This window comes from Veillonella faecalis, from assembly GCF_024677885.1.
In the GTDB taxonomy this organism is placed as follows: domain Bacteria; phylum Bacillota; class Negativicutes; order Veillonellales; family Veillonellaceae; genus Veillonella; species Veillonella nakazawae.
Genome location: NZ_JALBWL010000002.1, coordinates 241,162 through 262,474, shown reverse-complemented (window position 1 = coordinate 262,474; position 21,313 = coordinate 241,162). Strand labels below are relative to the sequence as shown.

The 21,313-nt window shown below is 39.5% G+C and carries 20 protein-coding genes, 1 tRNA gene and 1 pseudogene; 1 reads left to right on the top strand and 21 read right to left on the bottom strand.

The genetic code is table 11. The annotated features are described in order from the left end of the window. The first annotated feature begins 71 nt into the window (after window positions 1-71). Window positions 72-1,535 (top strand): ABC-F type ribosomal protection protein Msr(D), encoded by a 1,464-nt coding sequence (gene msr(D), locus MOQ65_RS04940; protein ID WP_000420313.1) that lies wholly within the window; start codon window positions 72-74, stop codon window positions 1,533-1,535. Window positions 1,536-1,652: 117 nt separating this feature from the next. On the opposite strand, the gene MOQ65_RS04935 is transcribed toward msr(D), so the two are convergent. The 21 genes and pseudogenes from MOQ65_RS04935 to MOQ65_RS04845 all read right to left on the bottom strand — a co-directional run bounded on the left by MOQ65_RS04935 (window position 1,653) and on the right by MOQ65_RS04845 (window position 21,284). Next, window positions 1,653-1,952, bottom strand: coding sequence for a DUF5960 family protein (locus MOQ65_RS04935; protein WP_001072467.1), 300 nt, complete (start codon window positions 1,950-1,952; stop codon window positions 1,653-1,655). Beyond that, entirely contained in the window at window positions 1,939-2,307 is a 369-nt protein-coding gene (locus MOQ65_RS04930; RefSeq protein WP_000567222.1) for a hypothetical protein, read from the bottom strand. Before MOQ65_RS04930 ends, MOQ65_RS04935 begins: the two co-directional genes overlap by 14 nt. A gap of 12 nt (window positions 2,308-2,319) precedes the next feature. Beyond that, complete coding sequence (locus MOQ65_RS04925; protein WP_000806926.1) at window positions 2,320-2,655, bottom strand: DinB/UmuC family translesion DNA polymerase; 336 nt, start codon at window positions 2,653-2,655, stop codon at window positions 2,320-2,322. Next, window positions 2,652-2,897 (bottom strand): hypothetical protein, encoded by a 246-nt coding sequence (locus MOQ65_RS04920; RefSeq protein ID WP_001813542.1) that lies wholly within the window; start codon window positions 2,895-2,897, stop codon window positions 2,652-2,654. Before MOQ65_RS04920 ends, MOQ65_RS04925 begins: the two co-directional genes overlap by 4 nt. A gap of 323 nt (window positions 2,898-3,220) precedes the next feature. Then, the gene (locus MOQ65_RS04915; protein ID WP_125329053.1) at window positions 3,221-3,616 is read right to left on the bottom strand and encodes an SMI1/KNR4 family protein; all 396 of its coding nucleotides are present in this window, start codon (window positions 3,614-3,616) and stop codon (window positions 3,221-3,223) included. Window positions 3,617-3,756: 140 nt separating this feature from the next. Then, the gene (locus MOQ65_RS04910) at window positions 3,757-4,212 is read right to left on the bottom strand and encodes a hypothetical protein (protein ID WP_156719825.1); all 456 of its coding nucleotides are present in this window, start codon (window positions 4,210-4,212) and stop codon (window positions 3,757-3,759) included. Between the two features lie 241 nt (window positions 4,213-4,453). Further along, complete coding sequence (locus MOQ65_RS04905; protein WP_156719824.1) at window positions 4,454-4,906, bottom strand: tetratricopeptide repeat protein; 453 nt, start codon at window positions 4,904-4,906, stop codon at window positions 4,454-4,456. Window positions 4,907-5,154: 248 nt separating this feature from the next. After that, window positions 5,155-5,544, bottom strand: a complete 390-nt coding sequence (locus tag MOQ65_RS04900; RefSeq protein ID WP_156719823.1) for an ankyrin repeat domain-containing protein — start codon at window positions 5,542-5,544, stop codon at window positions 5,155-5,157. 283 nt (window positions 5,545-5,827) lie between these two features. Further along, complete coding sequence (locus MOQ65_RS09570; protein ID WP_105093678.1) at window positions 5,828-6,040, bottom strand: RHS repeat-associated core domain-containing protein; 213 nt, start codon at window positions 6,038-6,040, stop codon at window positions 5,828-5,830. A gap of 111 nt (window positions 6,041-6,151) precedes the next feature. After that, window positions 6,152-6,352 (bottom strand): annotated as a pseudogene (locus MOQ65_RS09565) (IS3 family transposase); the annotation flags it as partial. 123 nt (window positions 6,353-6,475) lie between these two features. After that, window positions 6,476-6,564, bottom strand: a tRNA-Ser gene (locus MOQ65_RS04895). 160 nt (window positions 6,565-6,724) lie between these two features. After that, window positions 6,725-7,678 carry a magnesium transporter CorA family protein gene (locus MOQ65_RS04890; RefSeq protein ID WP_156719822.1) on the bottom strand — a complete coding sequence of 318 codons (954 nt, stop codon included), beginning with the start codon at window positions 7,676-7,678 and terminating at the stop codon, window positions 6,725-6,727. Window positions 7,679-7,980: 302 nt separating this feature from the next. Then, entirely contained in the window at window positions 7,981-10,113 is a 2,133-nt protein-coding gene (locus MOQ65_RS04885; protein WP_257846847.1) for a heavy metal translocating P-type ATPase, read from the bottom strand. Between the two features lie 371 nt (window positions 10,114-10,484). Next, complete coding sequence (locus MOQ65_RS04880; protein WP_213467990.1) at window positions 10,485-10,808, bottom strand: YolD-like family protein; 324 nt, start codon at window positions 10,806-10,808, stop codon at window positions 10,485-10,487. Window positions 10,809-10,888: 80 nt separating this feature from the next. Further along, on the bottom strand, window positions 10,889-12,172 hold the full coding sequence (locus MOQ65_RS04875) for a Y-family DNA polymerase (protein ID WP_257846846.1): 1,284 nt from the start codon (window positions 12,170-12,172) through the stop codon (window positions 10,889-10,891). 434 nt (window positions 12,173-12,606) lie between these two features. After that, the gene (dnaB, locus tag MOQ65_RS04870) at window positions 12,607-13,965 is read right to left on the bottom strand and encodes a replicative DNA helicase (protein WP_039968875.1); all 1,359 of its coding nucleotides are present in this window, start codon (window positions 13,963-13,965) and stop codon (window positions 12,607-12,609) included. A gap of 69 nt (window positions 13,966-14,034) precedes the next feature. After that, window positions 14,035-14,481 carry a 50S ribosomal protein L9 gene (gene rplI / locus MOQ65_RS04865; RefSeq protein WP_004694699.1) on the bottom strand — a complete coding sequence of 149 codons (447 nt, stop codon included), beginning with the start codon at window positions 14,479-14,481 and terminating at the stop codon, window positions 14,035-14,037. Then, window positions 14,478-16,505, bottom strand: coding sequence for a DHH family phosphoesterase (locus MOQ65_RS04860; RefSeq protein ID WP_195186226.1), 2,028 nt, complete (start codon window positions 16,503-16,505; stop codon window positions 14,478-14,480). The genes rplI and MOQ65_RS04860 overlap by 4 nt, the downstream gene beginning before the upstream one ends. Before the next feature lie 19 nt (window positions 16,506-16,524). Further along, window positions 16,525-17,481, bottom strand: coding sequence for a DUF2232 domain-containing protein (locus MOQ65_RS04855; RefSeq protein WP_195186227.1), 957 nt, complete (start codon window positions 17,479-17,481; stop codon window positions 16,525-16,527). 196 nt (window positions 17,482-17,677) lie between these two features. Next, complete coding sequence (locus MOQ65_RS04850; RefSeq protein ID WP_257846845.1) at window positions 17,678-19,813, bottom strand: ribonuclease J; 2,136 nt, start codon at window positions 19,811-19,813, stop codon at window positions 17,678-17,680. Between the two features lie 391 nt (window positions 19,814-20,204). After that, window positions 20,205-21,284: a DUF805 domain-containing protein gene (locus MOQ65_RS04845; protein ID WP_257846844.1), complete on the bottom strand. Its 1,080-nt coding sequence runs from the start codon at window positions 21,282-21,284 to the stop codon at window positions 20,205-20,207. Window positions 21,285-21,313: the final 29 nt, after the last annotated feature.

Genomic DNA, 21,313 nt, shown 5'->3' with positions numbered 1-21,313 from the left:
TGCTAAAATCGCAGGGTTTTCCCTGCATACAAGCAAATGAAAGCATGCGATTATAGACAGGAGGAAATGTTATGGAATTAATATTAAAAGCAAAAGACATTCGTGTGGAATTCAAAGGACGCGATGTTTTAGATATAAATGAATTAGAAGTATATGATTATGACCGTATTGGTTTAGTAGGAGCAAATGGTGCTGGAAAAAGCACTTTACTCAGGGTACTTTTAGGAGAATTAACTCCCCCAGGATGTAAAATGAATCGTCTGGGTGAACTTGCCTATATTCCCCAGTTGGACGAAGTAACTCTGCAGGAGGAAAAAGATTTTGCACTTGTAGGCAAGCTAGGTGTTGAGCAATTAAATATACAGACTATGAGCGGTGGTGAAGAAACAAGGCTTAAAATAGCACAGGCCTTATCGGCACAGGTTCATGGTATTTTAGCGGATGAACCTACGAGCCATTTAGACCGTGAAGGAATTGATTTTCTAATAGGACAGCTAAAATATTTTACAGGTGCACTGTTAGTTATTAGCCATGACCGCTATTTTCTTGATGAAATAGTAGATAAAATATGGGAACTGAAAGATGGCAAAATCACTGAGTATTGGGGAAACTATTCTGATTATCTTCGTCAGAAAGAGGAAGAACGTAAGAGCCAAGCTGCAGAATACGAACAATTTATTGCGGAACGTGCCCGATTGGAAAGGGCTGCGGAGGAAAAGCGAAAACAGGCTCGTAAAATAGAACAGAAGGCAAAAGGTTCTTCAAAGAAAAAAAGTACTGAAGACGGAGGGCGTTTAGCTCATCAAAAATCAATAGGAAGTAAGGAAAAAAAGATGTATAATGCTGCTAAAACCCTAGAGCACAGGATTGCGGCCTTAGGAAAAGTAGAAGCTCCGGAAGGCATTCGCAGAATTCGTTTCAGGCAAAGTAAAGCATTGGAGCTCCATAATCCATACCCTATAGTCGGTGCAGAAATTAATAAAGTATTTGGGGATAAGGCTCTGTTTGAAAATGCATCTTTTCAAATTCCGTTAGGAGCAAAAGTGGCGTTAACTGGTGGTAATGGAATCGGAAAAACAACTTTAATCCAAATGATCTTAAACCATGAAGAAGGAATTTCTATTTCGCCTAAGGCAAAAATAGGTTACTTTGCACAGAATGGTTACAAGTACAACAGTAATCAGAATGTTATGGAGTTTATGCAGAAGGATTGTGACTACAATATATCAGAAATTCGTTCAGTGCTAGCATCTATGGGGTTCAAACAGAACGATATTGGAAAAAGTTTATCTGTTTTAAGCGGTGGAGAAATTATAAAATTGTTGCTTGCTAAAATGCTCATGGGTAGATATAACATCCTAATAATGGATGAACCCAGTAACTTCCTTGACATACCAAGTTTAGAGGCTTTGGAAATACTAATGAAGGAGTACACCGGAACTATCGTGTTTATCACCCACGATAAACGATTACTCGAAAATGTAGCAGATGTAGTTTATGAAATTAGAGATAAGAAAATAAATCTGAAACATTAAATTTAAGGTAGTCGCTGGTCAGTATAGTCTGTTCTGGTTGGCGACTCCATTGTTAAAGAGTATAAAGACTTTAGATTTTATGAATATTAAAAATAGGAACAGTCAATTGAACTGCTCCTATTTTTCTGCTAAATATATTGTAGTTTTCTTATATGTATAATGATAGATTAGCGGATTCTCATCTACGGTACTTACTTCAAATATGAAGAAGTGATCGCGGTTATCTCTGGACTTTTCCTTATTGAGGACAAAGTAATTCTTACGTGAAGTCGCCATTGTTTTTAAGATATCATCAGTTAGGAAGGTCAATGGAATATTCATGTTAGAGTAGCGGTAGAAGTCACGTTCAAAATCTTGGTAGCTCTCGCTATAATAGTCCATTTGTAGGTGATTACGCTGAAACTCAAGCTGATTCATAGAGCACCTCCTCGACAAGTTCAATACTAATAATGTCTTTTAATTTCAAATTGATGTGACCTGTTGTAGTTTTTATCAAAATGAAATCTTTGGTCAGACTTGGTATTGTTCCAGTGTAGGAAACACGCTTGTTTTTTTCAATCACTTGAATGCGTGTGCGTAGCTGCCCGGCGTATACTTGACTGAGGAGTAATAATTTCTTCTCTAGTGATAAGTCAGACATGTACGTTACTTTGTTTGTATCATCAGAGAGTGCTGATGCATGTTCAGATAGGAAAAATCCCATCCATTTTTGCATCTTTGTATCCTGGTACTCTCTTGCTGATTGAAATGGTAAATATGAACGGTCAATCATATCAAATCCTTTCTATGCAGAGGCAAGGGTATTTTTATCAAATTGAATCGTAAAACCTTGAATTCCCCCACCTGTGTAACATTCTTTAAAGCGATTGATTACCTCAGTATAGATTATCACAGATGAGCTTGTTGGCTTAATGCTAAATGTAAATTCCAATGGTAATCGGTTTTCAGATTTAGCATGTACTAGTCGTATCGATATTTCAGTTGTTTTGAGTTTTCTCTGACGAAGTTTTGAAGTTGCTGTTTCAACGATTCCATGTAAAAATCTTTCAAGCATTTCAATATCATTACATCCTTTGCTACGGATTTCTGAAAATTGTACTGTATTTTTTTCTTGTTTCATTTTAATCCCTCCAATCCACCCGCGGAATGACCACCGATAAGTTTACTGCGTTCAATATTTCTGGAACCTTCAGTTAGGACGGTTCCTTTTTGTATGGCTAAAAAACCAAACTGTTCTCTGACAACATCAATAGCTGTCTGAAGTCTATTATCTTTTTCAATTTGTTCTACATCATCAAAGAGTGATAGTAGAGTATAGCTTTCATCTACGAAGCCACTATAAGATACACCAATTTGTCTCACTGCACCAGAGGTGTATTTTTTCGGAATAATACAAGTACATGACTCACCATTGTTTTGGGGAGATTTGCGGGTTCAATTTTATTCTGAGCATTTATAGATTTTTTCATCTCAGTCCTAGAATAGCCAATATGAATAGAAACGACAGTAGTCAATACTAGGGCTACTGTTCCGTTCCACAGTATCATTTAAAAATCATTTTCACACCCTTTCGTCTATTAGTATAGAAGAAAGCTCTCAGCACACGTCAGGATTGGAGATTTCGTACGGGCTACGGCTTGCTTGGTTGTACCCAACCTGTGTTTTTGGGGGTGTGCGGGCTAGAACTAGTTTTCTAAATAATTAAACAATCCTTTTTTTACTAATAGAAAGTCTTCTAAAGAAGATGATATTTTTTCTAAGGAGTCTTCGCTCATTACTCCCATGCCGACAGCAAAAATATTTTGATTTTTATTATCCATCAGAATAGCAACCCCTCCACCATTATCTCCAATCATAAGAAAATTCGGCAAATATTCTTTTACTTCATAGTCAATATTCCTTTGTTGGATATCCTCGGCCTCCAAAAGGGTTATCTCATCTCCAAATAATCCATTGCTTAGTTCTAAAAATTGAAGATATGAAGGATATAAACTATGCCACTCTGGAGGTAACATTTTTATAGCTTGGCTAGTAGCAGGATCATTTAGAGTATATAAGGTTTCTAATTCATGTTTATTCATTTTAAAGTGCTCCTTGTTCTTTGAAATACTTGTAACTTTGACTTAGTGCTTGTTTAATTTGCTTGGGCTCAATCTGCCATGGGAATCCACGTCATAGGTTATATAGCCTCCAGGTCTTCTTGCTGAAGGATGTTTTTTATTTAAGCATAGTTTAATTTAAAAACGACAAGCTTCCCCTCAGGATATTTACCTTCCCATCCACAAGGCCAAAACCCTTTAAAATAAGCATCTTCTATCATATTCCAAAAAGGATGATTTTTCTTATATTTGTTATTTAAATAACAATTAAATAAATCGGCATCTATATCACTAAATAAACTATCTTTTAATCCCTCCACTAAGTTCAAGGAATTTAATTTTTTTTCAATTGCAGGAACAGCATATTCATCCCAAAAATTGTCATCTTCATCTGTAGATAACTTTAAAATTAGTGAGTTCGATTCACGCGAATCCGCCCAAACAGTCTCTAAATCATACTGCTGATATGCATATCTTTGTGCTACTGAAATATCTTGAATAATTTTCCATCGACTGTTTTGAAAATTACCTGATACTTCTAATAAATTATTTTTTATAAATTCTAACATTATATTCATAATGCTACTCCTTATTATGTTAATTAATTAATCCAATCTTGTTTTGTTGTCGGTTTTCTCCGTCTTCGTTGGTGCAGTTGTGTACCAGTGCCAGGAGTTCATAGTTGTCGGTAACGGTATCGAGATAGGTATACCTGCCGTCCCAAACGACCTTCATGCTGACTAGTGATGAGATTGTTAAAGAGAAAACATTTCATACGACCTCAAAGAAGATAGTGAGGTCGTCTGAAAATATCGAATCTTACTTTTTGGTTTTTTTCTTAGGATTTAATTCTTCTTTACGTTGCTTATAAAATTGCCAATATTTTTTGTCTTCCATAGAGAAAGGTGTGTAACGTAGCTCATTATAAGTTAGATCAAAATATTTATAGGCATTTTCCATATCACCCAATTCGTAATAAACGATTCCTGTCCATATAAACACACCTGCTGCAGGTTCATCTTTTCGTGCCTCAAGTGCAATTAACATCCACTCAAGGGCTTTTTGATAATCACCTAATTTTTTATAATTTTCTGAAACACCACAGGCGATTGCCGAAGTAGGCTCAACAAATTGAGTGGCTGGTTTGGGTAAAAGTTCCCATGCCTGCTTTAGAATATCAATTCTTTCCTCCGGTGTGGGCGCGTCATTTGAGTTACATACAAACTCATTGATTTTCTTGTTTAATTCATAATTTACTTGATCTAAATACATAATTTCTCCTTCTTATGTGCATTCTTTAAAGAGTATTTATTACCATGTTGGTCCGGTTGTGTACCTGTGCCAAGGGTTATAGCTATAGGAATCGGTGTAGATATAGGTATATCTACCATCCGGCTGAACTTTCTGCAAGAGGTAACTGCTGTCCCAAACAAATCCGGTTTCCTCTTCGAAGCCGTCTGAAACTTCTTCGTTTTTCAGACGGCCTTAATGTTTTATCAGGTTTCTATTAAATATGTAACTTATTGTTTGTAATATCCCATTAGGTTTCTAATTTCTTTAGATTTCTTTTTATCGTGATATTCTTCAGATGTATAATGTTTTGCATCATATCCAAACTCATTTTTTATATTTGTTTTAGCTCCATTTTTTAAAAGAATTTCAATAATATCAAGATTTCCATGAAGACAAGCATTTTGAATAGGAGTGAAATTTAATTCACCTTGTTGATTGACATTTGCTCCATTTTCTATTAATAGAATAACATCTTTTTTAGATTGGGAATTAACTGCTAAATTTAATAATGTTTCTCCCATAGATCCTAAGTCATGTACGGAGGTTATAGGACTATGATTCAAAAAACTAGGGAAATCCTGATATTTAAAAAAAAGATTTTTCAAGGAATTATTCATTATTTAGCCTCATAAAGAATTTATTTAGTATATTCAGATTTTGCTTTTTCTTTTAAAGCATCTAGCCTATTTTAACAACCATTTATTTTGATTGTATGTCTCCAGGGTTACATTTTTCTATCCCAATTAGTTATAACTCGATATATCTTTTGGCATGATTAATTTGCGCACTTAGAGTTGCGCATATAGACGCTTGAGGTGATACTGGAGTATCACAAAACCTTTTCGCTAGTTGATATTCTCGATCACGTTTATCAGATTTATTATTTTTTTATTTGCTTTGTTAAACAATTATTGTAACTTTGCAAAACACTCTAAAGGGATTTAATCCTAGAAAATCTACCCAATTTACGATACTAAATGCATAAGTATAAAAATTTGTACCTCCTAAATATTTAATAGGATCCTGATTCACAAACCGCCCGGCCTCTGGCTCGTAATAACGCATCAGGTTGTAATGCAGCCCCGTCTTACGGTCGACATATTGGTTTTGCAGGTGGAAAGCTTACTGAATGTAGATATAGGCGTAGTGACGGTTAAGTACGGCACCAAAAAGGTCGTCTGAAAATATTGATCTGCACCCATTTTCCTGGACACATATTATTTACTAGCCTAAACACATTGATGCTTCCCTGTATTTTACAGGAGGCATCCATTTTATTTTTTTCTGGATCCTTTTGTTGTTGTAATAATTAATGTATTCTTCTATCGTTACTGCAAAAGCATTAAATAATATATATTCTTTTTCAAAACCATAATATATTTCTGTTTTCAATCTACCAAAAAAGGTTTCTATCACAGAGTTATCATAACAATTCCCTTTTCAATTGCTTTACTTTTAAATTCATAACTATATCTCATTAAAATACCCCCTTTACTGGTTATCCAGTAAAGGGGGTAGATATCATAACCTAAAGGGCTTTCTAAATTGTGGCGGAGAGGGTGGGATTCGAACCCACGGCCCCTTGCGGAGTCACTGGTTTTCAAGACCAGCTCCTTAAACCACTCGGACACCTCTCCATAACGGTATTATTATATCAGATTGGCCCAATAATAAGCAACAACGTAATATCGTACAAGAAAAAAGCTGGCTCAAAGCCAGCTTTTTCATGTATATTTGTTGTTAAAGTAATGTTTCAACTACTTACTATTGAATTAAGTATTCACTAATTATCATAAATTAGAATAAATCTTTTTTCCACATACCGATAATGGCAATAATAGAGAATACTAATGCAACACCTATAACCTCATAGAATCCCTCTGGATCCTCTTGGAATGGCAATGGCACGTTTGTTCCCCACAAGCTAAATACAATGGTTGGCACCGCCATAGCAATAGTAAGGGTCGCCAACATTTTCATAACCAAGTTAAGGTTATTAGAAATGATGGATGTAAAGGCGTTCATCATGTTCATCAAGATATTAGAGTACATTTCAACCATCTCGATGGCCTGTTTATTCTCGATGATAACGTCCTCTAGTAAGTCCTCATCCTCTTCGTACATCTTGAGAAGATGTTTATAGGAACTATGACCACGCAAGCGCAATAGACGTTCCATAACGGTACCATTCGTACGCAATGCAGATGTAAAGTATGTCATGGATTTCTGTAATTCTAACAATTGGAAGAAGTCTTTATTCTTTGTAGTATGACGCAATTGGACTTCAATATCATCGGTACGGCGGTTGATTTGTTGCAAGTAGCGCAAGAACATAGTTGCTGTGCGATACAAGATTTGGAACAAGAAACGCGTCTTTTTGTATGTATAGAACGTAGAAATCTGATTAGAAATAAACGGATACAATACTTCAGATTCTTCGAGACAGACCGTAATAAAGAAATCTGGCGTCAAGAAGATACCAAGTGGTACTGTATCATACATATCGTTACCGCGGATAACCGGAATATTAATAACGATAAAGATGTAGTTATCCTCTAACTCCACGTGAGAACGTTCTTCCATATCGAGAGCGGTCTTTAAAACGTCCGTTGGGATTTCCGTCAAAATATTGATAAGGGATAACTCATCGGGGTCTGGGTTCACCAAATTTACCCAAGAACCTTTTGTGGCATCTGATACAGTGCTATCGGAAACTAACTCTTCTTCTATGTGTTTATACACCGTAATCATGCTATCCCTCCTTCCAACGAACTTATAGTAATCATCTAATAAATTATATACTATTTTATAGCTATTATTCAATTCAATTGTGAAAGTTTTGTGTATCTAGAACATACATATACAGTTTTATGTCTATTTATGATGTACAAATGTATATAGTAAAAGTATCGTAAATGTTTAATCCACACAATAAAATAACCTCTAAGTTAGTCAGTTACTAACCTAGAGGTTATTTATATCAACCCTGATCATTCAGATCAGGAGAATGTAATTTATTTCGTTCCTCTACAGAGCTATAAACTCTACTTTCACTAATTGCGACGCAAGATACGAATAGAGTTCAAGATACAAAGGATAGATACGCCAGTATCGCCGAATACTGCCCACCACATGGATGCATAGCCCATAAGGCCAAGTACCATGATAAGGATTTTTACAGCAATTGCGAATACTACGTTTTGCCATGCTACGCGCAATGTCGCTTTAGACAAATCAAGGATATGTGCGATAGCAGTCAAGGAAGGACGCATGAACACAACGTCTGCCGCTTCAATAGCCGCATCAGCACCGCTACCCATCGCGCCACCTACATCAGCACCAGCAAGTACTGGAGCATCGTTGATGCCGTCCCCTACGAACATAGTTGGACCATATTCAGAGCGAATATCTTGTACAACGGACAATTTATCTTGAGGCAACAACTGAGCACGTACAGCACTTACGCCAGTTTCTTTAGCGATGTAATTTGCACTTGCTTCAGCATCACCTGTAAGCATAACAGTTTTAATATCTTGACCATTAAGATTAGCAATCGCTTCCGCAGAGTCTGGGCGAGCTTCATCGGCGATGATGATACGACCTAAGTATGTATTACCTTCTGCTACAAGAACTTCTGTGCCATATTCAGCAGCCTCTGTTGGATAGCCTTGCACATTATAGCGTTCCATAAGGCGACGGTTACCAATAAGTACTTGTTGACCATCAGTCATACCCACCATACCTTCACCAGCTAACTCTTGAACGAAATCAGAAGGTTCCACTGTAAGGCCTTGATCTTTTGCTTCAGACACGATGCTTGTTGCAATTGGATGAGTAGATACAGCTTCGATAGCTGCCGCCATGGATAACAATTGACTGGAACTTACATGAGAGCCTACAGTTTCTACGCTGTGAACTTTGAACTCACCAGATGTGATAGTACCAGTTTTATCAAGAGCTACTGCTTTCACATTAGCCAACGCCTCGATAACTCGACCACCTTTTAATAAGATACCGTGTTTAGACGCATTGCCGATACCGGAGAAGAATGCAAGTGGCACGCTAAGCACCAATGCACATGGGCAAGAAATAACGAGGAATGTTAAGGCTGTGTAGATCCATTTATGCCATTCACCAGTAATAAGGGATGGAATGATAGCTACAGCCAATGCAAGAGCTACAACGATTGGTGTGTATACGCGAGCAAAACGCGTAATGAAACGGTCGATTTTAGGTTTAGAAGATGCTGCATTTTCCACGGCATCAAGAATTTTAGTAACCATGGATTCTTCAAGAACCTTATCTACACGCATTGTAATGCGACCAGATTCGTTGATACAACCAGACATAAGTTGAGTGCCAGGTACGGCGCGAACAGGTACAGGTTCACCTGTTACAGGCGCTGTATTAACGCGTGTTTCACCTTCAAGCACTGTGCCGTCTAGAGGAATTAAATCGCCAGGACGAACTTCGATAGTCCAGCCTACTTCAACCTTTTCAGGAGCCATAACTACGATTTCACCACCGCAGTCTGTATCTACAACCCGCACCTCTTGAGGACGCATATCGACAGCGTTCATGATTTCTGTACGACTACGATCAGTTGCTTTTTCTTCGAAGAACTCACCAATACGGTAGAACAAGATAACGCCTACGGCTTCAGGCAATGCATCGATAGCAATAGCGCCCAATGTAGCGATAGACATCAAGAAGTTCTCGTCGAACACTTGGCCTTTTAAGATATTACGACCTGCGATGCGCAATACTGGGAACGCAAGAAGAATATACGCAACATAGTAAATTGGAGTTTCAATGCTCTCTGGCAAGCTGATAGATGGCACAAAGGAAGTCAATGCTTCATAAATCATGAATAGCAAGCCAGCTACAATAACAGCAATTGTTACAGCCTCGCTACCGTGGTCGTGATCATGACCATGGTCATCCATAGCCGCTTTAGATTTACGTTCATAATCAGCTACTGTTACGCCCTCTTCGATGGCATCACAAATGTCTTGAATGTCACGTTTAAGAGCTTCGCGGTCTTCCCAAGAGCCGGTTAATTTTAATTGATGTGTAGCAAGTGTAAAATTGGCAGTCTCTACAACATCCATTTTACGGATACGATCTTCAATTTTTGCTGCACAGTTCGCACAGTTCAAATCCTTCAATAACAATGTTTCTTCCATGATATCTCCTTTGATAATAGTGAAAGCTTCTATCCTGTATTGTAAGTTAATAGGTAATATTTTTCTAATACTTATTAGACATATCTTGTTTCATATCTTGTTATATATGTTCCTAAACATTTTTCATCAGATATTTTTATTTATATGAATACCCATTCATATGTTTATTTTAATAGAAGATATGGTGTATGTCAAGAAGAATTATCAAAATATCTATGATAATAAACAATAGTAAAGTAGCCTATACTCATCATACATGAGCATAGGCCAAATCTGTATTTCTTCACTTTACAATTTACTTTACTGAGTTTCTTTATTTGATTACTTTACATTTTATATCAGTGCTATTATTATCAACTCTTCAAAGGTTCTTATTCAAAAAGATTAATTTCCTTTATATCTTTAAAAGCAATGGCTACGCCCTCAATAGATAGACTATGTGCAGGTTTACCTATCGCCTCGATAGTCCCTACTAATTCCGTATAGCAATGACCTGTATAATAAAGCACTCGCACAAAATCCCCTTCCACCAAGGATTGTATAGTACGGTTTAATTCCTCTATTTGATCCTCCGATAGCTCTACACGATTCTCTTTAGGCCGTGCCACAGCTGCCAGCAATACTTCAAATCCCTTTAATGCCGCAAAGGGCATAAATTGTTTCGCCCGTTGTAACCGGGACATGCGATGTTTCATTAATGTATACCTCCCCTTATGCGACTAATCTATTTTCAATTGTATTCTCCGTTCAATTGCCATTGTATCCATTACACTATTTATTCCCCATTATGGCCACCTACCAAAGTATTTCTAAAGCGCATTGTCCCTTCATCTTGCAAGCTAGAGGCACGTAAAATAGAGTTTTTACCGAACTGCTCCTTGATAGATAACATCGCCTCATGGACTTGCCGTTCCTTTTCTTCTTCATCCGTCGCAAGGGCGCTAAATAAATCTACCTCTTGAGGAATAGCAGAGCGATTGACTAAATCCTCAAAGCTTACACCTATACGCCGTATAAGTTCATTTTTATGGCAATGTTGTTCGTACAATTTAATTACTGCCGTTGTTAATGCTTGCAATGAATCAGTGTACTGTTTAAGCTTTTTAGAACCTCCAGTAGAGCGCACCATATCATCTGCATAGCCAATATGAACATGAATATGGTTCGTAACCCCTTTGATTTGTAAAAGCTCTAATACCAAGGACTCCACCATTTCTCGCATAGGCACGTAGGCCTCTTCGTAAGTATAGTTACGCAACAAAATCTGGCTATGCGAGATAGAATGCTTAATAGGACGATACGCATGGATATCTGCAATCGTACACGGCTCACGGCCCCAAGCATGATCGATAATGAGCTCTGCATTAACACCAAATTCCTTGTACAACTTGGCCTCTGGAACCATGGTAATACCATGCAAATCATAAGCTCCATATTTATGTAAGCGGTTGGCTATACCCTTACCAATCTGCCAAATATCGGTCAAAGGCTGATGATACCAGATTTTCTCTTTAAAGAGGCTTTCATCAAGATACCCTATAAAATCAGGTGCATGTTTTGCGAGAATATCGAGAGCAATCTTGGCAAGGAACAAATTTGTTCCAATTCCAACAGTGGCATAAATCTTGGTCGCCTCTAGCACCGCATCAAGTAGCATCTGCGCTAGCTCTCGAGGCGTTTTCTTGTAGAGCGGTAAGTAAGGCGTAATATCGATAAAATACTCGTCGATAGAGTATACATGTACATCCTCAGGTGCCACATACTTGAGCAAAGTCCCGTAAATCTCAGCAGACGCCTGCATATACCGCTTCATATGAGGCTTCACCGTCAAATACTCAATGTGCGGAGGGATCTCAAAAAGACGACTGCGATTCTTAACACCTAGCTTTTTTAAAGCCGGTGAAATGGCCAATGTAATAGCCCCTTTGCCACGAGACCCATCGGCCACCACCAGAGGCGTTGTAAACGGATCCAGCCCCAAATCGGCGCACTCCACAGACGCGTAAAAACTCTTCAAATCAATGCACATATACATTCGATCCGTATCAGCTGAACCCATACAAACACCTCCTCAAACCGCTAAATAACTAGACTTTACAAGAAATATGAAAAGAAGAATTTCTATGATTATTATAACAAAAATACGGAGTATTTTCAAACATATGTTTGTTATTATAGTGGCAAATTTTGGACATAAAAATGAAAAAGTACCTACTATTAGACATCAAATCTAATAGTAGGTACTCTTAAGTACGTGTATAACCTAACCCAAAACTTCTATTCCCAGTTCTTTCAACAATACACTGAAAACTATCTAGTGCCAATATATTGATGGGACTTATTTTAGCTAACGTAATACAAAAAGAGCACCACCTATCGAGGGGCGACTTACGTGTCGTTTGGAGCCACGAGATAGGTGGTGCTTTTTTGTAACTAAGTTGTCGAAATAAGGTCGGGCCCCATCAATATATAGGAACTAACCGATAGTTTTCATTATTGTTCCGGCCCCATGTCTCGGAATTCCACGTCTCTAAATTGGGTTAATTCCCCAATGAATTGGAGTTCCACGGTACCGACAGAACCATTACGGTGCTTACGAATGAGGACTTCTGCGTTGTCCCCTTTTTCGGAGTTTTCATCGTAATATTTATCGCGGTACAAGAAGATAACGATATCCGCATCTTGTTCAAGAGAACCAGATTCACGAAGATCGGAAAGTACAGGCCGTTTATCTGGTCTGCTTTCAACACTACGAGACAACTGAGACAAGGCGATAAGCGGCACATTGAACTCACGAGCGATCAATTTGAGGTTACGAGAGATTTCAGACACCTCTTGTTGACGGTTCTCGCTGCCCTTACCAGAGTTGCGGCCTTGCATCAACTGAATATAATCGACGATAACGAGATCAAGACCATGCTCCACCTTAAGACGGCGCAATTTAGATCGCATATCTTGTACGGTAAGGCCCGGCGTATCATCAATAAATAGCTTGGATTTACTCATGCGATCCGCTGCAGCGATAACCTTTTCCCAGTCAGTAGGATCCATGTTCGCACGGCGCAATTTTTCAGAACTCACACCTGCCACGGAGGATAGAATACGACCAACGAGCTGTTCCTTGCCCATTTCTAGGGAGAAGAACGCTACCGTCTTATCGTACAACATCGTTACGTTTTGAGCGATATTCAAGGTGAAAGCCGTTTTCCCCATCGCAGGACGGGCTGCTACGAGGATAAGGTCAGATTTTTGTAGACCATTGAAGACATGGTCCACATCTTTAAAGCCTGTTGGAACGCCTGTAATAGCACCATCATGCTGTTGCAATGCATTTAATTTATCTAAGTTAGATAATACAACCTCCCCAATAGGCGCAAATGATGATTCGGACTGTGTTTGACCACTTACGTCCAATACCATTTGTTCCGCCTTGTTAAGGATAGCCGTTGGCTCATCTTCGCCAGCGTACGTCATGCCTACGATTTTATTCCCTGCATCGATAAGGCGGCGCAACTGAGCTTTCTCACTAATGATTTTCGCATGTTCCTCCACATTGTAGGACACCGATTCATTAGCCAAAGATGTAATATATGCAAGACCGCCTACCGCATCGAGTCGCTTGCGACGATCTAGCTCTTCACCAACAGTGATAAAGTCCGCCGTCTTGTTAGCATGCACGATTTCTAAGATAGCATCATAAATAATACGATGCGCATCGCGGTAAAAGTCTTCAGATTTTAGAATACTCGTTACCGTATCGACAACGGCACCCGAGTTGGATCCATTCGTTAATAAAGCCCCCAAAACGGCTTTTTCCGCATCTAAATTATGCGGTGGAATGCGTACATCCATGATAATCCCCTTTATAAAACCACTAAGGATAAAAGAATTCACCATACTCAAAGAGCATGGTGAACACTATTATTCAGCTACTACGTTAACCTTGATAGTACTTGTAATTTCAGGATGAACACGAACGAGTACATCATGTACGCCTAATGTTTTCAATGGTTCTTTGATTTCGATTTTCTTTTTATCGATATCTACTTTGTATTGCGCTTTAGCTGCATCGGAAATATCTTTTGCAGTAACGGAACCGAATACACGACCTTCTTCGCCCATGCGAACTTTTACAGTTACTTCAACCTTAGTCAATTGAGCTGCCAAGATTTTAGCTTCGTCATTGGCAACAGCTTTATTGTGAGCGATGGATTCTTGCTTTTGTTTCGCATTATTTACGTTAGTTGCTGTACCTTCAAGGCCAAGACCTTTTTTGATTAATACATTACGGCCATATGCATCGCTAACTTCAACGATTTCGCCTTTTTTACCAACCTTTTTAACGTCTTCTAACAATACTACTTTCATTGTTCTTCCTCCTCTTTCTCTGCGGAATGAAGGGCTTCAAGAGCATGGTCTAAAATAGCCTTCTTCGCTTCCTCTATTGTCATACCTTGTAATTGGGCACCAGCCACAGTTCTGTGACCACCGCCACCCAAGGCTTCCATTACAACCTGTACATTTACCTTGCCTTTGGATCGAGCACTAACGCCGATACCGCCGTCATTCAAGGAATACAGTACAAAGGCTGCTTCAATATCTTCATTACTGATAAGCATGTCTGCACTTTGTGCAGCTAATGCCATCATATCCTTCAAACCTTCAGGGGCTACAGAAATAGCAATTCCTTCAGTTCGATTGGCTTCAAATACCATTTTAGCACGCAATTGAACAGAATCGAAGGTTTCAATAAATAATTGTTTAACGCGTTCAATATCTGCCCCTGCACGGCGTAAGAATGCAGCCGCTTCAAAGGTACGTGCCCCAGTTTGTTGCACAAAGTTCTTCGTATCAAGCACGATACCCGCATAAATGCCTGTAGCTTCTGCTTTTGAAAGTTTTACACCACCACCTGCGTATTGTACAAGCTCTGTAACAAGCTCAGATGTAGATGATGCAGTTGGTTCCAAGTATGTAAGCAATGGGTTTTCTACGAAGTCCGCTGCACGACGATGATGATCGATAACGATGCGTCGTTCAGAAATTTCAAGAGCCTCTTGAGCTGCGACCATTTCTTGGCGATGTGTATCACATACAATGGTGAGCGTATTAGCATCTACCCAAGTTTTTGCCGCTTCAGGAGTAATAATATGTTCTGTCCAGAAGTCATCCTCTTTCAGAACAGTCACCATTTTATCAATGGCGCTCGTTTCCTTTGAAAGTACGATGCGTAATTCTTTACCCAAGGTACGCGCAATAGCTACAACACCGACAATGCCACCTAACGCATCATAGTCTTCACGCTTATGACCCATCACAAGGATTTTATCGGAATCAAGCATAAGCTCATGTAAAGCTTGCGATACAACACGAGCACGAACACGGGTATTCTTCTCAACACCAGCTGTATTGCCCCCAAAGAATCGGGTACTTTCACCATCCATAATACACACTTGGTCACCACCGCGACCTAATGCAATATCTAAGGCGGCGCGAGCACGACTAGAAACCTCTTTTACAGAGCCTACGTTCTCGCTAATCCCGATAGAAATCGTTGCAGGCACTTGACGGGGTGAAGGCAATTTACGGATTCTCTCAAGGATTTTAAACCCATCTTCCTCCATCGCATGAAGTGCACCACGAGAAATAGCAAAGGTATACATATCATCTTGGAAGTTACGAATGAAGCCTTCTTGTCTATCAATTTCATCCATAATAATGTTATTAATATCTGTCCAAACGCTAGTATACTCGCGGTCACTAAGACCTTTTGTCAATTCTTCGAGATTATCGATTTGAATCATGCCCCACACAGGCTGATTTTCTTCGGCTTTAATACGGGCCTTTTCTAAGTCTGTAATATTCTTAAAGTAAAGAGCCATTACTGCATGCTCTGCCAATTCATCTTCACTATGAATATCTGGTCGTGCATCACGAGGATCAATGAATTTGTAAATAATTTGGAAATACTTATCTCCATACTGTTCCGTCATAAATCCAGATTTTCCCCAGATTTTATCAATACGGAAGCCAGGCATAAGAGCAGACATTTTTTGAAGTTTATTCCAATCTACCTTAACCCAGTCTGCAAAGACACTATTATTCCATACGAGGGTACCTTGTTTATTAACAAGAGCAATCCCCATTGGCAAGTTTTGTAAAGCAAAGTTCGAAGCTTGTGTGACGTTTTTCATCATCGCCCCAAACTGTTCCCTTGCTAAACGACGCCGGTTATGAAGGGTGTTATAATTAACCAAATACGCCGCTACCACGATAATTAAAGCTAGAATTGCAATGGCCCAATTTAGATAGGCCAACAATAATAACAATAATACGATAACGGTAATAATGGTAATTTCTAAACCTTCCCATTTCCGTTGAAAGGATTTCATAACGGCCTCCTTTCTATTACTATTGACGCGCTTTGTAACGTGTCCGTAAATCTAAAAACATATCTATGACACCAAATATGGCTAGTGCTTGTCCAAAGAAAAAGGCATATACCCCTAGCAGTATCCACTTCAATTTATTACTCATGCGGTAACTACTCATTAAATCTGCTAAAGCTGCAAAACCATGAATAGAACACATAGAGCTACCAAGGAGTAATACATTAGTACTAATGGCTATGACCCAGGAAGAGTCCATATTGATATGCGGCGTACCATATATACCAATAATACCTAAAGCGTATAGCCCTGCACTCCAGACAGGCATCCTCCATTCTTCAATTGGTAAAAATCGAGGTATGGAGATACGTAATCGCTTACCTAGCCATATAGATATCTGAATAGTTATATAACTGTATGATACTGCAGCTATAGCTACAGCCACAAAAAACGCATCCTTCAAACCAGTAGCAAGCTTATCTACATTTTTTACAAATAAATCAACTTGTTCCTGTGTGATATTAGGATTCGTCTGTAAGGCTTGATCAGCAATCATACGAGCTTGCTCGGTCATCTGTGTATCTATCATTGATAGAGTAATACCAGATACATATACTTGTGCCATTAAAGTTACTAATACAGCAACAAACATAGCAATACTAGGGAGTAGTAGTCGCTTAATCGTCCCTAAAGAAAGACGATTTCCTTCTCCTACCCCTACACCTACCGCAGCAAATAAGCCAACAGGTATACCATTCCATGGTCCAAACAAAACTACCGCTAAGAAAGTAGTAACAACAGCTGCCGATATACTATACTTGCGACCCCATTTTGTTCCAATTATGCCAATGGCTGCAGGTGTAACAAAAAATGATAAAAAAGCGAAAGCTGGTAAATACACACTAACAGCACTAAGGATGACACCTATAGCACTAACAAATCCTGTTTCTACCATCGCTCTTGTATTTGTTTGTTTCATAAATCTCCATTCTAAATAAAAGAAGATAGATTAATTGGTATCTTTTAATTATAACAGTTTAAAAAGGTAACTTCAAATACCCTATATAGTAGACAAATGCGATGACACCGCTATTTATAGTAGATTCCATAGGTCCTTTTTAAAATGTTAAAAGTACCACACCATAGGGTGCGGTACTTTTGTTTATTATATGTGATTATACGTCTTGAATAATCGGCAGGATCATAGGACGGCGACGAGTTTTATCATAGAAGAATTTACCCAACGCGTCGCGTACATTTTGCTTGATTGTAGTCCAATCTTTAATGCGTTGTACTTCACAATCTTCAAGAACTTGTTCTACCCTACGTTCTGCAGCAAGCATGAGTTCTTCTGCATCGCGTACGTATACGAAGCCACGAGATACGAGGTCTGGACCAGCTACGATTGTACCAGAAGCTTTATCCATCGCCATTACAACGATAACCATACCTTCTTGTGCCAATTGTTGACGGTCACGGATAACGATGTTACCTACATCGCCAACGCCAAGGCCATCAACGAAGATAGCACCAGCTTGTACACGACCACCTTTACGGCCACCATCTTTATCAAATTCAAAGATTTGACCATTGTCGCCGATAAGGACTTTCTTAGGATCTACGCCCATAGCAACACCAAGTTCACCATGACGGCGCAACATGCGGTACTCACCATGAACTGGGATGAAGTATTCTGGACGAACAAGGTTAAGCATTGTTTTAAGCTCTTCTTGGCTCGCATGACCAGATACGTGGATACCACGATCTTTACCATATACAACGTGACAACCTAATCGGAGCAAGTTATCGATAGTTCTACCTACAGCACCTTCGTTACCTGGAATTGGTGTAGCAGAGATGATAACTGTATCATTCGGTGCCAACTCTACAGTGCGGTGGTTGCTTGTAGCCATACGGGACAAGCCTGCCATCGGTTCACCTTGAGAACCAGTTGTTAAGATCATAATTTGGTCATCTGTGTAGTTGTGCATTACATCTACGTCGATGATTGTATTTGGTGGAATGTTCAAATAACCGCGTTCTTGAGCGATTTCTGTAACATTTACCATGCTGCGGCCCATAACGACAACCTTACGGTTGAACATAACTGCCGCATCAATAGCTTGTTGGATACGAGATACGTTAGATGCAAATGTAGCTAACACAACGCGACCTTTTGCTTCTCCAACAGCTTGTTTAATAGCAGGACCTACGGAACTTTCAGAACCTGTAGTACCTGGTTTTTCAACGTTTGTAGAGTCGGACATCAAGGCCAATACACCTTTATTACCGAGCTCAGCAAATTTGTGCATATCCATCAAACGACCATCAACTGGTGTTTGGTCGATTTTAAAGTCACCTGTATGAAGTACAGTACCGATTGGTGTATCGAAGTACACAGCACAGGAGTCAGGAATGGAGTGGTTTGTTTGGATAAAACCAACCTTCACTTGACCAATTTGAACTTCATCGCCTGCAGCAATAGTACGAAGACATTTTGGAGATACCTTATGTTCTTTAAACTTGCCTTCAATCAAACCACAAACGAGATTTGTTGCATATACTGGGCAGTTAATTTCTTTCATAAGGTATGCCAAGGAACCAATATGGTCCTCGTGACCATGGGTAATTACGACAGCTTTCACGCGATCCTTATTCTCAATGATATAGCTCATATCAGGAATAACGATATCTACGCCAAGCATATCTTCGCTAGGGAACGCAAGGCCAGAGTCGAGAACGATAATTTCGTCCTCATATTGGAAGATGGTCATGTTTTTACCGATTTCACCAAGACCGCCAAGAGGGATGATTTGGAATTTACCCTTATTAGCGCCATTTGGTGTACGACCTACTAATTCCACAGGAGCCTCTTGATTGTTGCGGTTTGTGGAGCGATTATTTGGACGGTTGTTATTACGGTTTTGACTATTGCGACCATTGTTAGAGCGCGTATTACGCGTATTTTCACTACGTTCACCACGTGGTGCACGAGTTTGACGAGGTTTACGTTCTGTACGTTCTTGACCTTCACCTTGCTCAGCATTGCGACGTGTATTTGTACGGCGTGTCGTATTAGTACGACCACCATTTGCATTTGTACGAGTATTTGTACGGCGTTGACGTGTTGTGCCTTCACCTTCACCAGCTGCATGTTGACGAGTACGACCCTCGCCAGCAGGGCGGCGTGTATTAGTGCGGCGGCGAGTCTGTTTATGTTCGCCTTCAGCCGCAGCTGTACGAGTAGCAGGTTTTGCTACTGTTGGTTCTGCTTTCACTTGTGCAGTAACCTGATTATCTGTTGTATTCACAGTTCCTCCTAAAATTTTGTTCATTATTTTATTTAACATAGTTTCTTTTCTCACCTATCACTTGAATTGATCTATGCTATGGAGGCCACACAAAGAAAAAGGCGCTAAAATACTAGCGTCTCGTCAAATGGGCGCAAAAATGCGCTATCAACTTTTGCCGTTCCTAGTGTTGTTGTGACCATTTGCCATAGCAAATGAGTATATTGCCATCATTAGACATGTCAGCCGCGACGGGTACGTTCTCTTCGTTCCAATCTAATGAGTTTTGCAATATAATCCGATCGATTTTGATGAAAGCCTCGCTTTCATACGTTATGTCTATTGTAACATAAAAATAGCGTTAACAAAAGAGGGTAGCCCCCATGTTAACGCTACTTAGATATATCACATTCTATTTATCATCATCGGGCATAGTTTTGTAAAACCCTTCGATACGCCACGCACCATTCTCTTCAATGACAGAAATATAGCGCTTCATCGGCGTTGATTCTACAACACCGGCGCCAACCTTTGTAGTTTGTAGGTTTGCATCAAAGACAATGCGCTTCAAATCCCCTGTGCGACTCACCCGTGTAACACCTAGGGATACTACATCCACCTTTGGCGCCTGTTTCATAGATGCTAGCCATTTTTGTTTTTCTGTCGGGTTTGTACTAGCTTGGCTAATGATATAGGTGAAAGCCTTATCATAATCCTTGTTATTCAGGGCATCAAAATAATTTTGCACAGAAGCTCGCGCTGCTTCCGCACTGCCTTCACCAACGATAGAGTTTGTAAGCCATCCGTCAGGGAATACTTCATTAGCTGGGCCCATCGCACGTAAAGATGTGCCAAACACACAGATTACTATAACAAGTAATCCCACCAGAACACGCGTTGTTAAAGCACTACTCGTAGGGGATACCTTCATAATAGATGCCAAACGCTTATCTATGATGATATGTTGCAATGCGCTGCCATATTGATTGTCTTGAGGCTGACCTTTTAAGCATAATAATCCTAATAAGATCAGTGGCCCTACAAAGGGAATGAGAAACAGCAACAATGTAGCACTACTTTTACCTGTATCATGAAGACGTCGTACAGATAAAGCAACCAAAGGCATTAAGGAAACTAAGCTAAGTATGGCAACGATAAGACCAGCTAATCCGATTAGATAGGGCCCCGTTTGGAATATGGCTGTCAATCCATAAAACACTGCTAACAAGCCAATAATAGCAATATGCCACAACAACAGAAATTGGAAAAACTCTCTACGAGAGGCGCGTCCATCCGTATCCATGAACTTTTTCCCCATTACATAGAGGAATGTATCCTTATAACTCATTTGGTAATGGGCGAAAGGATAAATCACATCACCTTCTGGTGCGATGCGCTCCACCTCTGTTGCCACCGTATACTGTCCACACGTAGGACAAAACATAGCCGCCTCATCACAATAATGACGACATGCATCACAATACCGTTTCATAAACTTCTCTCCAAAACTCTCAATCTTTT

Coding starts and splice junctions, on each gene's coding strand:
- MOQ65_RS04855 (WP_195186227.1), bottom strand. CDS start 17,481: ATGAAACAAACAAATACAAGAGCGATGGTAGAAACAGGATTTGTTAGT.
- MOQ65_RS04845 (WP_257846844.1), bottom strand. CDS start 21,284: ATGAAACGGTATTGTGATGCATGTCGTCATTATTGTGATGAGGCGGCT.
- MOQ65_RS04900 (WP_156719823.1), bottom strand. CDS start 5,544: ATGAATAATTCCTTGAAAAATCTTTTTTTTAAATATCAGGATTTCCCT.
- dnaB (WP_039968875.1), bottom strand. CDS start 13,965: ATGGATGTACGCATTCCACCGCATAATTTAGATGCGGAAAAAGCCGTT.
- MOQ65_RS04880 (WP_213467990.1), bottom strand. CDS start 10,808: ATGAAACATCGCATGTCCCGGTTACAACGGGCGAAACAATTTATGCCC.
- MOQ65_RS04915 (WP_125329053.1), bottom strand. CDS start 3,616: ATGAATAAACATGAATTAGAAACCTTATATACTCTAAATGATCCTGCT.
- MOQ65_RS04890 (WP_156719822.1), bottom strand. CDS start 7,678: ATGATTACGGTGTATAAACACATAGAAGAAGAGTTAGTTTCCGATAGC.
- MOQ65_RS04885 (WP_257846847.1), bottom strand. CDS start 10,113: ATGGAAGAAACATTGTTATTGAAGGATTTGAACTGTGCGAACTGTGCA.
- rplI (WP_004694699.1), bottom strand. CDS start 14,481: ATGAAAGTAGTATTGTTAGAAGACGTTAAAAAGGTTGGTAAAAAAGGC.
- MOQ65_RS04925 (WP_000806926.1), bottom strand. CDS start 2,655: ATGAAACAAGAAAAAAATACAGTACAATTTTCAGAAATCCGTAGCAAA.
- MOQ65_RS04905 (WP_156719824.1), bottom strand. CDS start 4,906: ATGTATTTAGATCAAGTAAATTATGAATTAAACAAGAAAATCAATGAG.
- MOQ65_RS04860 (WP_195186226.1), bottom strand. CDS start 16,505: ATGAAATCCTTTCAACGGAAATGGGAAGGTTTAGAAATTACCATTATT.
- MOQ65_RS04935 (WP_001072467.1), bottom strand. CDS start 1,952: ATGAATCAGCTTGAGTTTCAGCGTAATCACCTACAAATGGACTATTAT.
- MOQ65_RS04875 (WP_257846846.1), bottom strand. CDS start 12,172: ATGGGTTCAGCTGATACGGATCGAATGTATATGTGCATTGATTTGAAG.
- MOQ65_RS04910 (WP_156719825.1), bottom strand. CDS start 4,212: ATGAATATAATGTTAGAATTTATAAAAAATAATTTATTAGAAGTATCA.
- MOQ65_RS04930 (WP_000567222.1), bottom strand. CDS start 2,307: ATGATTGACCGTTCATATTTACCATTTCAATCAGCAAGAGAGTACCAG.